The organism is Pseudoduganella sp. GW821-FHT11H04 (assembly GCF_058807935.1).
Genome location: NZ_JBXARE010000005.1, coordinates 275,524 through 289,943 on the forward strand (window position 1 = coordinate 275,524; position 14,420 = coordinate 289,943).

The window sequence follows — 14,420 nt, forward strand, 5'->3', positions numbered from 1 at the left end:
GTTCTCAGTCGTCTTTGGCGCCGTCGATGCCGAGCTCGGCGATCTTGCGGGTGATGGTATTGCGGCCGATACCGAGGCGGATGGCGGCATCGTTCTTGCGCCCGTGCGTGTACTTCAGCGCCGTGCGGATCAGGGCGGACTCGAACTGCCGCCCCAGCACATCCATCACATCCTGCTGCCCGCTACTGAGCATTCCCGCAGCCTGCAGCTCCAGTAGGCTAAGCCAGCCTTCCGGCGACGCAGCCAGGGCCGGCGGGGCCAAGGGCTGCACGGTACCGTGATGCTGTGGCATCGCGGCCTCGGCGGCGGCGACCGGCGCGGCAACCGGCGCCGCACTCGTCCCCTCCTGTCCCTGCGTCAGCTCCAGCGGCAAATCCTTCACCTCCACGGTCTGCCCAGGCGCCATCACCGTAATCCAGTTGCACAGGTTTTCCAGCTGGCGCACATTGCCCGGCAACTCAAGCTGCTGCAAAAATACCAGCGTCGAATCGCTCATGCGCTTCGCTTCCACGCCAAGCTGGCGTGCGCTCTGCACCAGGAAGTGGCGCACCAGAATAGGGATATCCTCGCGCCGCTCCCTCAAACTGGGCAGGCGCAGGCGGATCACGTTCAGGCGGTGGTACAAGTCCTCGCGGAACAAACCGTCGCGCACACGTTGTTCAAGGTTCTGGTGCGTCGCTGTAATCACGCGCACATTCGCCTTCAGCGGCGAGTGGCCGCCGACACGGTAGAAGTGCCCATCCGACAGCACGCGCAGCAAGCGCGTTTGCAGGTCGAACGGCATATCGCCGATTTCGTCCATGAACAGCGTGCCGCCTTCGGCCTGTTCAAAACGGCCGCGGCGCGTGGTCTGCGCGCCGGTAAAGGCGCCGCGCTCATGGCCGAACAGTTCGGATTCCAGCAAATCCTTTGGAATCGCAGCGGTATTGATCGCGATGAAGGGCTGATCCGCGCGCGGGCTGTGCTTATGCAGCGCGCGCGCCACCAGCTCTTTGCCGGTACCGGATTCGCCGGTGATCAGCACGGTCACATTCGATTGCGACAGGCGGCCGATGGCGCGGAACACTTCCTGCATTGCCGGCGCCTGCCCCAGGATTTCCGGCGTATCGGCAGGCCCGGATTCGATGCTCGATTCGCGCAGGCTCTCGTCCAGCGCGCGGCGGATCAACTCCACCGCTTTGTCGATATCGAATGGTTTGGCCAGGTATTCAAAGGCCCCGCCCTGGAAGGCCGCAACGGCGGAGTCCAGGTCGGAGAAGGCGGTAATGATGATGACCGGCAGGCCGGGATGGCGCTGCTTCACCAGCTGCAGCAAGTCGAGGCCGGAGTCGCCCGGCATGCGGATGTCCGACACCAGCACTTGCGGCGTCTCATGTTCCAGCGCGGCGACCGCATCGCGCGCATTGGCAAAGCTGCGCGTTGCGAGGTTCTCCCGCGCCAGGGCTTTTTCAAGCACCCAGCGGATCGATTCGTCGTCGTCAACAATCCAGATTGGTTTCATGTATTCCGATCAAGGCAAAGGCAATAAGATTCTGAAGTCCGTTTGACCAGGCCTGCTTTCGCATTCAATCACCCCCATGTGCTGCTGCACGAAGGTTTGCGCCAGCGTCAGTCCCAGGCCGCTGCCGCCATCCCTGCCCGACACCAGCGGATAGAAGATACGGTCGCGGATCTGGGGCGGGATGCCCGGTCCGTTATCGATGATATGCAAATCTAATGCCAGCTGATAACGCACCTTCGCCAGCGTCATCTGGCGCGCCACGCGCGTGCGGAAAATGATCTCTGCGTCGCCCTGCTCAATGCGCGATGCCAGCGCTTGCGCGGCATTGTGCGCGATGTTCAGCACCGTCTGGATCAGCTGCTCCTTGTCGCCGCGGAATTCAGGCAAGGAGGCATCGTAATCGCGACGAATGGTGAGTCCGACCGGGAATTCAGCCAGGATCAGGCTGCGCACACGCTCCAGCACTTCGTGGATATTGACGTCGCCCACGATATGCGGACGGCGGTGCGGCGCCAGCAGGCGGTCCACCAGCGTTTGCAGGCGGTCCGCTTCCTTGATGATGACCTGGGTGTATTCGCGCAGCTGCGTCAGGTGCAGCGGCGGCAGCTCCATTTCCAGCAGCTGTGCGGCGCCGCGGATGCCGCCCAGGGGGTTCTTGATTTCATGCGCCAGGTTGCGGATCAGCTCCTTGTTGACCTGGCTTTGGTCCATCAGGCGTTCTTCGCGGTCCTGCTTCATCTGCTGCACGATTTCGCGCAGCTCGATGATCACGGTGCCATCCGGCTCGTCCAGCGCGCTGGCGATGATGTGCACGTGCAGCGCTTCGCGGCCGGCGCGCTCCAGCACCAGCTCTTGCCGCACATCGGAGAATTTGTGTTCGCGCGCCTGCGCGATGATGTTTTCCAGTTCCAGCGGCGCCGCGAACAGGCCGCCCAGTGGCTGGCGCGCCAGAGCCTTCAGCGAGGATTCCAGCAGGTTTTCGCCGGCCGCATTGACGTACACGATATGGTCGCCGCCATCGACAAGGACGACGGCCGATGCCAGCAGGTCCAGCCCTGCCAGTTCAGCGGGCCGGATACTGCCAGGGCTGTCTGGTGTCATTTTATGTTGGCAAGCTCGCGCTTCAGCGTTTCCACATTGTTTTCCGCACGCGTGATGCTGTCCTTCAGGCCAGCTACGCGCTCCTGATATTTGGCGGCATTGCGCTCGTCAGCACGGCGTTCAGGCTCGCCGTTGTTGAATTCCTTGCGCAGTTCCGCCAGCTTACGGCTTTCGGTGTTGAGTTCGTCGGTCAGGATGGCGCGGCGGTCCGCATCGCGGGCCTTCTGCTCCGTTGAATCCACGCGTGGGAAGTTGGCCGGCGCCACCGCTGGAGCGGTAGGAGCCGTGCCGCGGCGTGCGCTGCTTGGCGCGGGAATGGCGGCGCCTGGCAGGTCCAGCGGCTTGCAATTCTTCCCCTTGCGGGAATCGGTCAGTTCCTTGCGGCCTTCGGCATCCACGCAGAGAAAGATTTGCTGCGCCTGCGCTGCGCCACTCAAGGCCAGCAGCGCCAGCCCTTGAAATACGAGAGTGCGAGTGTTCATGCCCCGACTATACAACATCCGAAAAAAAACGCGAGGAAAGCATCCTGCTGACCTCGCGCTTCTGTTGACTGCCAGTTAATCCCGGCAATCGGCCCTGATTACAGGGAGTAGTACATGTCGAACTCGACCGGGTGAGTGGTCTGGCGCATGCGGGTAACTTCGGTCATCTTCAGGTCGATGTAGGCATCGATCATCGAATCGGTGAATACGCCGCCGCGGGTCAGGAACTCACGGTCTTTGTTCAGGTGATCCAGGGCTTCTTCCAGGGATGCGCAGACGGTTGGGATCAGTGCATCTTCTTCTGGCGGCAGGTGGTACAGGTCTTTGGACGCTGCTTCGCCTGGGTGGATCTTGTTCTGCACGCCGTCCAGGCCGGCCATCATCAGTGCAGCGAAGCACAGGTATGGGTTAGCCAGTGGGTCTGGGAAGCGGGTTTCGATACGGCGGCCTTTTGGATTGGCCACGTGTGGAATACGGATCGAAGCAGAACGGTTACGTGCGGAGTAAGCCAGTTTCACTGGAGCTTCGTAGCCTGGAACCAGACGCTTGTACGAGTTGGTGCCTGGGTTGGTGATCGCGTTCAGTGCTTTAGCGTGCTTGATGATGCCGCCGATGTAGTACAGGGCGAAATCGGACAGTCCGGCATAGCCGTCGCCAGCGAACAGGTTCTTGCCGTCTTTCCAGATCGACTGGTGCACGTGCATGCCGGAACCGTTGTCGCCAACGACTGGCTTAGGCATGAAGGTAGCGGTTTTGCCGTAGGAGTGAGCTACGTTCCAGACGATGTACTTCAGGTTCTGGGTCCAGTCGGCACGCTCAACCAGGGTCGAGAACTTGGTGCCGATTTCGTTCTGGCCAGCGCCAGCCACTTCGTGGTGGTGCACTTCAACCGGGATGCCCATCGATTCCAGGATCAGGCACATTTCGGAACGCATGTCCTGGAAGGAGTCGACTGGAGGCACTGGGAAGTAGCCGCCTTTAACGGTTGGACGGTGGCCGGAGTTGCCGCCGTCGATGTCTTTGTCGGTCGACCAGGAAGCTTCGTCGGAGTCGATCTTGACCATGGCGCCGGACATGTCGATCTTCCACTTCACGGAGTCGAAGATGAAGAATTCTGGCTCTGGGCCGAAGTAGGCGGTGTCGCCTAGGCCGGAGGATTTCAGGTAGGCTTCAGCGCGCTTGGCGATGGAGCGTGGGTCGCGGTCGTAACCCTTGCCGTCCGACGGTTCGATCACGTCGCACTGCATGAACAGGGTGGTTTCTTCGAAGAATGGGTCGATATTGGCGGTCGATGGGTCCGGCAGCAGGATCATGTCCGAAGCTTCAATGCCTTTCCAGCCAGCGATCGAGGAACCGTCGAAGGCGTGGCCCGATTCGAATTTGTCGATGTCGAAATGGGACACAGGCACGGTTACGTGCTGTTCCTTACCACGGGTATCGGCGAAACGGAAGTCCACGAATTTAACTTCGTGCTCTTGTACCATCTTCAGAACGTCTGCGGCGGTCAGTGCCATTACATAATCTCCTAAGTGAAAAAACTGCCGCGACCACTTGGGTGCGGCGAACGCTGATGGTACATTAAGCAGATATCATGCCAGCCAAAACACGAGTCCCTACACGTAAAAGCCGCACCATGCGGGTGCGTTTACCAATTATCGCACCGTTGTGGTGCATTTTTGCACCAGGGCATGCAAATGCATCGTTGTGGTGCAGTGATGATAAAGGAAAAACTATGGGTAACAACGCCGAAATCCTCGACCGTGCACGCAAACGCGACACTTCGCTGCCCTATGCGGGTGCAGTGACCCCTTTGGAGGCATTTGAGCTGCTGAAAAACGATCCGCATGTGCGGCTGGTGGATGTGCGGACTAACGCCGAGCGTGACTGGGTGGGCCGCGTATCGATTGCGGCTGAGCAGCATCATGCGGCGCAGTGGAATGTGTATCCGGGCGGGACGCCGAATCCTGACTTCCTGGGACAACTGGCGGCGGCCGTGCCGGGCAAGGACACCGTGATCGTGTTCCTGTGCCGTTCGGGCGTACGTTCGCGCCACGCAGCCAAAGCGGCTACGGAGGCGGGCTATACCCAGTGCTACGACATCCTGGAAGGGTTTGAAGGGGACAAGGACGTCAACGGCCACCGCAAGAACGTCGGCGGCTGGTGCAAGGCAGGCCTGCCGTGGGCCGGCGCTTGACCCGGTAATGCCGGGTCAGACCCAAGGGTCTGACCCGGGTTTATAGGGGTTAAAGCGCGTAATTCAAGCGCGCATAAACAAACCGCCCACTCCGCCCGAACGGCGAATAGTTGGAGAACGGCGCATTCCCCGTCGAATTCAACGCAGCCGGATAGGGATCCGGATACTGGTCGAACAAGTTTTCCGCTCCGAGAGCCGCCGTCAAGCGCTGCGTGATCTTGTAGCGCCCTTCCAGATCCACCAGCGTCTTCGGCGTCATCCAATGGTCGTTGGCCGCCGTGGTACCGGGCTGCAGCACCTTGCCGTAACGCGTCGCACGCAGCGTGCCGCTCCAGGCTCCCAGCGTATGGTTCATGCTGGCCGTGAATTTGGTCTGCGGCGTGCCGTGCTCGAAGGTAAGCACATTGATGCGGTCAAACAGTGGCGGCGCTGGGTTCAAGGCCGCTAGCTGCGCCGTCACCGGCACTTTGGTCACTTCGGTCTTGGTGTAGTTACCCGCCAGCGTGAAATCGAAGCGGCCCGCCATCGGCGAATTCCACGGATAGCTTGCCACCACGTCGACCCCGCGCGTAGTCGTGTCCACGCCGTTGATGAAGAAGCGTCCACCGCCCACGCCAACGAAGCCCAGCGAAGTCAGGTAGTTGCGCACATTCGGCTGGGTCAGGTTCTCCGACAGCACAATGCGGTCGCGGATCTTGATCTGGAACCCGTCCACCGTGAAGGAAGCCTTGCCAACCTTGGCCACTGCGCCCAACGACAAGTTGGTCGACTTCTCCGCATCCAGTGGCTTGGCGCCTAGCGCAATGGCGGCCGGGTCGCTCGGCTTGAAGGTGGTGATATCGAACGGCACGCCGTTGATGAAATTGGTCGCAGTCGAGGTGAAGTTTTGCTGCTGTGGCGACGGTGCGCGGAAGCCGTTCTGCACCGATCCGCGCAGGGCAAAGTTCGGCGTGAAGTTGTAGCGGCCGGCCAGCTTGCCCGACCAGTTATTGCCGAAGTCCGAGTAATGCTCACCGCGCACGGCAACCGATCCCAGGAAGTTTTCGCTCAGGTTTGCTTCCAGGTCGGCATACACTGAGTAAGCCTTGCGGCTGGTATCCGATTCATCGCTCGGACGGAAGCCCGGGAACACTTGGGAGCCGGAGGCAGTCGGCGATCCATTGGGCAGCAGTATGCCGCCGTTGCGCCAGGAATCCGGCTCGCCGGCGTGCAGCGCATAGCCTTCGCGGCGCGCCTCGGCACCTACCGCCACGTTCAATGGCGACGCCAGGCCGACTTCATACTGCTTCACGCCGGACAGGTTGAAGGTGAGCTGGTCGTACTTGAAACCGCCGGCGTCGAACACGGTCTTGGAGCTCGCGCCCAGCGAGCGGTTGAGCGTATTCTGGATGCTGTAGTCCATCCGGTTTTCGCCGTAGCTGACGGACGCGTCGAGATCCCAGGCGCCGGCAGTCCAGGTCGCGCCGAAGGCGGCGCTGAAGTCGGACACCGAAGGCGCAATGATCGGCAGGAATCCATCTGGATAAATCGCGAGCACGTTCTGGTCTTGCAGCGGACGGCGGAAGAAACCACCGGAACGCGCATCGCGGTCCTGGTAGCTGGTCCAGCCGTACAGCTTGACGCCACCTGCCAGGTTATAGCCGGCATTGGCGAAGAAAGTATTCTGCTTCATCTCAGGCTCGCCATACCAGGCGTCGAAGCGGTTGAACGTCGCTTCGCGCGGATCGAAAGCGCCGCTCACCAGAGGATATTGCTGGCGCGTGTCCCAGCCCCCGCGCTCGGTGTGGTCTTGCCGCTTGCGCTCCAATGCCAGGGTCAGGAAGCCGTCCTCACCCAGCTCCATACCCTTCCACAGGCTCAGGGTAAGGGTATTGCCATCCTTGCGGTCGCGCGAATCGACGGCGCTGTTCCAGGTGGCCCCAGCCGGCGGCGGCACCGGATTGAAACTGTATTCCGTATCGCGGCGTCCGTAGCTGACGGTCGCCTCGCCGCCCGTGCGGTCGTTGCGCAGGCGCACGTTGACCACGCCGGCGATCGCATCGGAGCCGTATTGCGCGGAAGCGCCATCACGCAGCACTTCGATGCTCTTTACGATGCCGGACGGGATGGTGTTCATGTCCACCGCCGACGATCCGCGGCCGATGGTGCCGTTCAGGTTAACCAGCGAGGAAGAATGGCGGCGCTTGGAATTGACCAGCACCAGGGACTGGTCCGGCGCCAGTCCGCGCAAGGTGGCGGGACGGATCGTGTCCGTGCCGTCAGCCAGGCCGGGGCGCGGGAAGTTCAGGGAAGGCAGGGCTACCGAAAGGGCCTGCGTAATTTCCGGCACGCCGCTGTTCTTGATGGCGTCTGCGCTGATGACATCCACCGGAGCGGTGGTGTCGAGCACGGTGCGGTTCGAAACCCGCGTGCCCGTCACGACGACGGTGGCAGTTTCACCGGCGGGCACTTCCTGCGCCCAGGCGGCATTGGTGAAAAGAGATGCGACTGCAATTGCGAGAACGTGTTTTCTTGGTGCCATAGTTGCCCCTTATCGATTAAACCAGTTTCACTCCCTTGGTTTATCTTTGGGGCAATTATGAGTAACTGTCAATTAGGGGTCTCGCGAACACAACACTTTTACGTGTTTGTACGTAGTTTATTGCGCACAAATTCGATGTGATTGCGCAGACCGTAGAACTCATCCGCAAACGAAAGAGGGACGGTAAGGCGATTTACGCGCTCTTCGATCTGGTCGAGGCGGTGCAGCAGTTCTTCGCGCGGTTTGCCTTCGTCGACGCCCTGCTCTACTGCGCGCAGTTGGCCGTACCAGCGATAAACGCGGGAGCGAATGCGCCAGACATACAGCGGCGGCACGACTTTCGACAGCGGCAGGATCAGCGCGCCGGTGGCCAGCACCACCACCCACAAGCGGTCGAACAGGTTGGCGAGCCAAAAGGGCATATAGCGTTGCAGGAATGGTGGGCCGTCTTTGTAGAACTTGGCCGCTTCGTGTGCAACGGGGATTTCGGTATAGCGAGGCGATGGGAATTGGCCTTGCTGCTGGAACCAGCCTGCGCCGCTGTGGATATTGCTGGCCGCTTGCACGAACAGGTCCATCAGCGCTGGATGCAGATCGTCGCGCGCTACCAGGGTGGCGGTCGGGGCGATCAGGTGGTAGTCGTGGGACGGCATGTCGCGGCCCAGATCGACGATACCGCGCGGCAGCGTGACGTGGGTCAGGAATGGCAGGCGGCGCGTGTAGGCTTCGGCTTGGGTGAAGTTGAACAGCTTGATCCCGGGCGTCATCAGCAGCATCTGGATCAGGGGATCATCAGGCGCGGCGGCGAAGACCAGGGCGTCGATGCGGCCTTCCAGCAGTTCCACCGTGGCGGGGGTGTTTTCCAGGTCGCTGGCTTTGATGTCCTTCGCTTCGATGCCGTTGATTTGCAGGACCTGGCGGAACAGGCGCGGTACGCCGCTGCCTTCTGGACCGAGGTTGATCTTCTTGCCTTTGAGGTGGGTCAGGCTGGTGACGGCTTTCTTTTCCCGCATGAATAGCCACAGCGGTTCGGTGAACAGGCTACCCAGGGAAACAAGGCCTTTGCGTTCCGCTTCGGCTTCGTTGGTGGAGCCGCTTTGGACGAAGGCGAAATCAGTTTCGCCTTTGTTCAGGCGTTGCAGGTTGTCTTGCGAGCCCTGGCTTCCCTGCAGGGTGACTTTGATGCCGGATCTGGCCATCACCTGGGCGTAGCGCTTGCCGATGTTTTCGTAGGCGCTGTTTTCCTGGCCGGTGGAGAGCTTGACTACGCGCGGTGGGGTTGGGTCGATGATCCAGTAGGCCAGCGCGCAGGCGCCGGCGATCAAGAGGACGGTGGGGGTGAAGGAGACCAGCAGGTCGCGCAGGCTGAATTGGGTGAACTTGATGAGTTTCATTTACGCATTTTAAACCGGTAGTGCAGTGTCTGACCCGCAGGGTCAGACACTTGGCCTGCGAACGCCGCGTGACGAGGTGCCTGACCCTGCGGGTCAGGCATCGGTTTACCGGTTTTCAGCGGGCGCCGCAGGCGCGCAGCGGTGCGGCGGGAACGGCTGCCGCGGTGGCTGCTGCCAGTGCCGCGGTGGTGACGGACTGGATGCCGATCGGGGAGCCGGCAGCCATGGCCGTGACCACTGGCGCCGCCCTCTGCTGATTCGGCTCGATCAACGGCATCAGCGAAGGCGCCAGCACCGTCAGCAACTGCACCGGCAGCGCGGAGGTGAAGTCGTAATTCTTCGATTCCGGCCCATGCACATATGCCGTCATCGAACCAAAGAACCGCTCGCCGATATTGAACACAAAGGTCGCCGACCGGTTCACGTAGCGCGATTCGATCAAGCGCCCGCCGGCTGCAAACACGTCGAAGCGCTGGTCGCCGGTGCCGGTCTTGCCGCCCACAGGAATGATCTTGCCATCAGCGCCAACAAAGGCCGCCTTGACGCGCCGCGCCGTACCATCCGACACCACTTCACGAATCGCATCGGCCACTGCGCGCGCGACTTCCGGCGTCAGCACCTGCTCATTGGTGGTCGACTTATTGCGCGCCACCGAGGTTTCGTAAGGCGTGCCAGCCGCGAAATGCAGCGACTCGATACGCTGCGTAGTCTTGCGCACGCCGCCGTTGATGATAATGCCCATCATCTCCGCCAGCGCCGCGGGACGGTCAGCCGAAGCGCCCAGCGTGGTCGCATAAGAAGGCACCAGCGAGTCGAACGGATACCCCATCTTCTTCCACTGGCGATGGATGCCCATGAAGGACTCCATCTCCAGCAAGCCTGCAATGCGTTTGTCCTGTGCGTGCTTGCGGTGGGTCTTGAACAGCCACTGGTAGACTTCCTGGCGCTCTTTCTCGGAAGCCGCCACGACGTCCGCCAGCGATGCGCCTTCGTTCTGGTGCAGGTAGGCCACCATCCACAATTCAAGCGGATGCACAGTTGCGAGGTAGCCGCGGTCAGCCAGGCTCCATTGATCGATCGCGTACTGCTCGTACATCTTGGCCAGGCGGTCGTCCGGCACGTCGTTCTGCACCTTCAGGTTGTCGTTCACGAATTTGCTGAACTGCGCCAGCGTCGCGTTCGGATACACGCTGCGGTGGATATTCGCCAGGCGCACCGGCGTCGGGCGAATCGTATCGAGCAGGATGCCGTCCAGTTCCGAGGCTTTCTTGCCTTTGTACTTGGCATAGAAGCGGTATAGGAACTCCTTGCCTTCCTTGTCGGCGAAGCGCGCCAGGTAAGCGGCGCGGCGCGGATCGTCGGCGTCGGTCAGCAGGGTCTGCGAAGAACCAGGCATCTGGAAGGAGTAGTACTTGACCACATCGCGCATCAGGCGCACGAACACCAGGTTGGTGGAGCGGCGCAGCGCTTCGCGCACGGTCATGATCTTGAAGTCGTCATCCTTGCTGAAGTTGCCGAAGTAATGCAGGCCGCCGCCGGTGAAGAAGCCCTCGCCCGGATTGGCCGAATACTTGCGCTCCAGCGCCGCCTGCAGCATTGCAGGCAAGTCGCGCTTGTCCTTCGGCGTGGCGATCAGGTATTCGAGACCCCAGACAGTCAGGCGGTCGCGCTGGTCGACGCTCACCTTCTTCAGGTCCGCCACTTCCATCTCGGCGTACTTCTTGTGCAGCTGGTCGACGATGTCCATATAAGTGACCAGGGTGCGCAGCTTGGCGGTGGAACCCAGGTCCAGCTTGGCGCCTTCGTTGATATCGAGCGGCTGGTCGTAGTTATCGGTCTGCACCCGCAGGTAGTTGGCGTGCTCGCCGCGTTCCAGCAGCGTGAAGCTGTACACCACATTGGCCGGGTCGCCGTTGCCCAGCATGCCCCTGCCTGTCAGGCCAGCCTGCACGGCGGTCTCCGGTTCGCGCAGCTGACGCAGCATGGCGGTGACGGTCTTCTGGGTTTGCGCATCGAGCGTGGTGTTCACCGACAGGTCCAGGCGGTCCAGGTTGTACATGCGGTTGTCGCCCAGCAGGTTGGCCAGGTGCACGCGCACCGCGTTGGACGCTTTCTTGGTCACATAAGTCATCGGCGGCGCGGCCTGCAAGCCATTGCCTTTGGCCGGGTGCAGCTTCTCTTTCAGGGCAGCGTCGCGGAATTGCGGTGTGATGATGCCGGCGCTGGCGAGCAGGCGCAGGTGGCTATTGGCCAGCACTTCCAGGTCCTGGTCGCCCTCGCCCAGATAGTAGCTTGGGCGGCGCTGCGCGATCAGCAGCGACAGCGCTTCCTTGAAGGCCAGTGCGCTGCCAGGCTGGTCCATCTTGCCGCCCAGGAGGCGGCGTACTTCATCGAAGTCGCGGCCGTACCAGACCCACATGCCGTCGCCGATACCATTCACCTCGCCATAGCCCGGTTTGGCCGACAGCGGCACGGTATTGAGGTAATCGACCACGATCTGGTGGCGCACCTTGGTGGTGTCCTCGCCCTGCTGGTAAGCGCGCAGCGAAGCGGAAATCATCTGCTGCAGCTTGTCCTTCATCGAACCGGTGCGGCCTTCCGGCGAGTGACGGTATTTCTCGATCTGCGTGGCCAGCGTGGAACCGCCGGCGGCACGGTGTCCGCCACCGCCCACGGCGCTCATGGATTTTTCGAAAATCGCTTTCGAAAGGCGATCCCATTCCACCGCCGGATTGCGTTTCGGGTATTTGTTATCGAGCAACTCGCGGTTTTCAATGAACAGCAGGCTATGCACCAGGGCTTGCGGCGTTTGCTGGAAGCTGCCGTAAATGCGCTCCGGATAGCTCGCGGTGAACAGCGGCTCCTGGCGGCAGTCGAAAATCGACAGGCCGGTGCGGGTCTTTTCGCGATAGGTCGCGAAGATGCCCATATCGCTCAACTCCACCATCTTCGGCGAGAAACGCGCCTGCGAAGTGACTTCGTAGTCGCGGGCTTTCAGCTTGTCCAGGTAATCGGGCAAGTTGGCGTAGCCGAGACGTTCGTCGTAAGGACTGTCGTGCGGGAAGCGGATCGACTTGCTGGGGCCCGGCTCCACTTTAAAGGTCAGCTTACCGACCAGGTCCGTGAAGACGCGCGCCTGCATCGTCGAGGTGCGGATTTCGTGGTAGCCCCAGAAACCAGCCACCGTCAGCAACACCAGTATCAGCACGATGAGTGCATTCCGCGATCGCTTACCCTTCTTGGGTTCGGAAGGCGGTGGTGGTGCGGGCTCGGTAGGTTCGAAAGAGCTTGATTCGTGATCTTGTTGGGAAGGCATAGGTACCGAGCGCAAACGCCGCCTGCTGCCGCCATATCCAATCGCTGCCGCACCAGCGCGCATTTTGCGCACCGCACGTACGACAACACGGGGCCGGCGAAAACGACGATTGCTTAACATAGTGTTCAAACCGGACAATACACGCAGAGTATTTCTGCATGATTACCATTGCACCACAACGGCGTGCGGTGCACGGGGCAACTCGCAAAATATTTAAACTTCGCGTATCAGTTTCGCAAAAAAACAACGGCGCATCATACCGAAAATGAGCGCCGTTGCAAGAGCTGTTAATACCCTTTTCACACTGTGGATTCAGGGCTTCACGTACTCCACATTCAAGGAATCGAGTTCGCGGCACATATGGGCAAAGGCTGCTTCGCATTGGGCCGGATCGCCTTTCACGCCAAGCTCGATGTGGCGCCGGTTATTGGCGTCGCCCACGCTTGGCAGGCTGAAGACTTTGATGCGCGGCCAGGCTGCTTCCAGCGCCAGCATCAACGGCGTCAATGCGGCTTCCGCTGATTCGTACACTAGCACCGATTGCTCAGCGCGCGGCTCACGGTTGAACAGGTCCGCATAGTGCGTATCGAGCACCCATTCGATCATCGGCCATGCCATCACCGGGAAGCCGGGCACGAAGTAATGCGTGCCGTGCGCGAATCCGGCGACGCCGTTATACGGATTTGGAATAAGCGCCGAGCCTTGCGGGAATTCGGCCATCTGCAGGCGCTGCAAGTGTTCCGCGGAAGTGAGGTTGGGCGCCTCGCCTTTTTCTTCGGCCAACTGGCGTACGCGCTGCTGGATGCTTTCCTTGGCGCCTTCATGCATCGCCAGTGGCAAGCCCAGCGCGGCCGCCGCGGCCTGGCGGGTGTGGTCGTCGGGCGTGGCGCCAATGCCGCCGCAGGAGAACACAATATCGCCGCTGGCAAAGGTGCGCTTCAGCGTGGCGGTGATGCGTTCACGGTCGTCGCCCAGGAATTCCGCCCAGCCCAGTTGCAGGCCGCGTGCGGACAGCAACTGCACCACTTTGGGGAAATGCTGGTCGACGCGTTTGCCGGACAGGATTTCGTCGCCGATGATGATCAATCCGATTGGCATAGGCTTTCCTCGAATGGAGCGTGGCGCAACTGCGCCAGCGCTTGCAGGCAATAGTATTCAAACCACAAACCGGTGAAGATGAATATTACGATATACACCCAGATCGAGGCGGCCAGCAGAATCGGGAAGAAGGCGATGGCGGCAGCCGCTCCGCCCACCCAGACCAGGGCCGGCAGCGAGCCGGCCAGGCCGGAAACAACGCCGATCGACATCAGCGGCCAGCGATGTTGGCGCTGCAGCGTATCCAGTTCTTCGGCGCTGGCGTAATCGGCCAGCGCGTCGTAGCTCATCACGCGGCTGGTCAGCCAGCCCCACAGCAGCACCGTCGCCAGCCCGGCCAGCGGCGGGAAGATATACATCGGCAGGATGAAGAACCAGGCCACCACGAAGATGCCGAAAGCGCCCAGGGCCTTGATCACGCTGCCAAATATGGAGCCGCCCTTCTTCTTTTCCAGCTGCGGGAAATGCCTTCCGCCGACGTGGCGCACGACGAAGGGCATGGCGGCCACGCCGATGAAGATCATGGCGGTCACGATCATCAACGGCAACAGCAGGAGCAGCGCAAACAGCGGCACCACGATTGAACGCAAACCGCCCAAGCCGAGCGATGCCAGCCAGTCGGAGGTGACGCGGTACATCTCGAATTCGACGAAGTGGCCATGCAGCCAGTCCAGCAGTGGCTGCAGGCCAAAGCCCAGCAGCAGCGCCCACAGAGCGACTGACAAAATGAAAGGAACAATACTCAGCAATAAAATCTTGCCGTGGAACTGGGACAGCAGGGCCCTGCCGTATGCATTGATAACTGCGCGCATT

Annotated in this window: 10 protein-coding genes; 1 reads left to right on the top strand and 9 read right to left on the bottom strand. The window is 61.1% G+C overall.

Features of this window, described 5'->3' with window-relative positions; genetic code table 11:
• Nucleotides 1–4: 4 nt before the first annotated feature.
• The 4 genes from ntrC to glnA form a co-directional block, all read right to left on the bottom strand.
• Complete coding sequence (gene ntrC / locus AC1RTP_RS14210) at nt 5–1,501, bottom strand: nitrogen regulation protein NR(I) (protein WP_498608275.1); 1,497 nt, start codon at nt 1,499–1,501, stop codon at nt 5–7.
• Nucleotides 1,502–1,510: 9 nt separating this feature from the next.
• Nucleotides 1,511–2,602 (bottom strand): nitrogen regulation protein NR(II), encoded by a 1,092-nt coding sequence (gene glnL, locus AC1RTP_RS14215; protein WP_498608276.1) that lies wholly within the window; start codon nt 2,600–2,602, stop codon nt 1,511–1,513.
• Nucleotides 2,599–3,084 (bottom strand): DUF4124 domain-containing protein, encoded by a 486-nt coding sequence (locus AC1RTP_RS14220; RefSeq protein ID WP_498608277.1) that lies wholly within the window; start codon nt 3,082–3,084, stop codon nt 2,599–2,601. Before AC1RTP_RS14220 ends, glnL begins: the two co-directional genes overlap by 4 nt.
• Before the next feature lie 98 nt (nt 3,085–3,182).
• Nucleotides 3,183–4,598 (bottom strand): type I glutamate--ammonia ligase, encoded by a 1,416-nt coding sequence (glnA, locus tag AC1RTP_RS14225; protein WP_498608278.1) that lies wholly within the window; start codon nt 4,596–4,598, stop codon nt 3,183–3,185.
• Between the two features lie 218 nt (nt 4,599–4,816).
• Here glnA and AC1RTP_RS14230 point away from each other — a divergent pair, with 218 nt between their 5' ends.
• Nucleotides 4,817–5,278, top strand: coding sequence for a rhodanese-like domain-containing protein (locus AC1RTP_RS14230; protein ID WP_498608279.1), 462 nt, complete (start codon nt 4,817–4,819; stop codon nt 5,276–5,278).
• Nucleotides 5,279–5,327: 49 nt separating this feature from the next.
• Here AC1RTP_RS14230 and AC1RTP_RS14235 read toward each other — a convergent pair whose 3' ends face one another.
• The 5 genes from AC1RTP_RS14235 to AC1RTP_RS14255 form a co-directional block, all read right to left on the bottom strand.
• Entirely contained in the window at nt 5,328–7,799 is a 2,472-nt protein-coding gene (locus tag AC1RTP_RS14235; RefSeq protein WP_498608280.1) for a TonB-dependent receptor plug domain-containing protein, read from the bottom strand.
• Nucleotides 7,800–7,897: 98 nt separating this feature from the next.
• Nucleotides 7,898–9,193: a TAXI family TRAP transporter solute-binding subunit gene (locus tag AC1RTP_RS14240; RefSeq protein WP_498608281.1), complete on the bottom strand. Its 1,296-nt coding sequence runs from the start codon at nt 9,191–9,193 to the stop codon at nt 7,898–7,900.
• Between the two features lie 115 nt (nt 9,194–9,308).
• Nucleotides 9,309–12,509 carry a transglycosylase domain-containing protein gene (locus AC1RTP_RS14245; protein ID WP_498608282.1) on the bottom strand — a complete coding sequence of 1,067 codons (3,201 nt, stop codon included), beginning with the start codon at nt 12,507–12,509 and terminating at the stop codon, nt 9,309–9,311.
• 312 nt (nt 12,510–12,821) lie between these two features.
• Nucleotides 12,822–13,607, bottom strand: coding sequence for a competence/damage-inducible protein A (locus AC1RTP_RS14250; RefSeq protein ID WP_498608283.1), 786 nt, complete (start codon nt 13,605–13,607; stop codon nt 12,822–12,824).
• Entirely contained in the window at nt 13,592–14,419 is an 828-nt protein-coding gene (locus AC1RTP_RS14255) for an EI24 domain-containing protein (RefSeq protein WP_498608284.1), read from the bottom strand. The genes AC1RTP_RS14250 and AC1RTP_RS14255 overlap by 16 nt, the downstream gene beginning before the upstream one ends.
• Nucleotide 14,420 lies beyond the last annotated feature (1 nt).

Coding starts and splice junctions, on each gene's coding strand:
- ntrC (WP_498608275.1), bottom strand. CDS start 1,501: ATGAAACCAATCTGGATTGTTGACGACGACGAATCGATCCGCTGGGTG.
- glnL (WP_498608276.1), bottom strand. CDS start 2,602: ATGACACCAGACAGCCCTGGCAGTATCCGGCCCGCTGAACTGGCAGGG.
- AC1RTP_RS14220 (WP_498608277.1), bottom strand. CDS start 3,084: ATGAACACTCGCACTCTCGTATTTCAAGGGCTGGCGCTGCTGGCCTTG.
- glnA (WP_498608278.1), bottom strand. CDS start 4,598: ATGGCACTGACCGCCGCAGACGTTCTGAAGATGGTACAAGAGCACGAA.
- AC1RTP_RS14230 (WP_498608279.1), top strand. CDS start 4,817: ATGGGTAACAACGCCGAAATCCTCGACCGTGCACGCAAACGCGACACT.
- AC1RTP_RS14235 (WP_498608280.1), bottom strand. CDS start 7,799: ATGGCACCAAGAAAACACGTTCTCGCAATTGCAGTCGCATCTCTTTTC.
- AC1RTP_RS14240 (WP_498608281.1), bottom strand. CDS start 9,193: ATGAAACTCATCAAGTTCACCCAATTCAGCCTGCGCGACCTGCTGGTC.
- AC1RTP_RS14245 (WP_498608282.1), bottom strand. CDS start 12,509: ATGCCTTCCCAACAAGATCACGAATCAAGCTCTTTCGAACCTACCGAG.
- AC1RTP_RS14250 (WP_498608283.1), bottom strand. CDS start 13,607: ATGCCAATCGGATTGATCATCATCGGCGACGAAATCCTGTCCGGCAAA.
- AC1RTP_RS14255 (WP_498608284.1), bottom strand. CDS start 14,419: ATGCGCGCAGTTATCAATGCATACGGCAGGGCCCTGCTGTCCCAGTTC.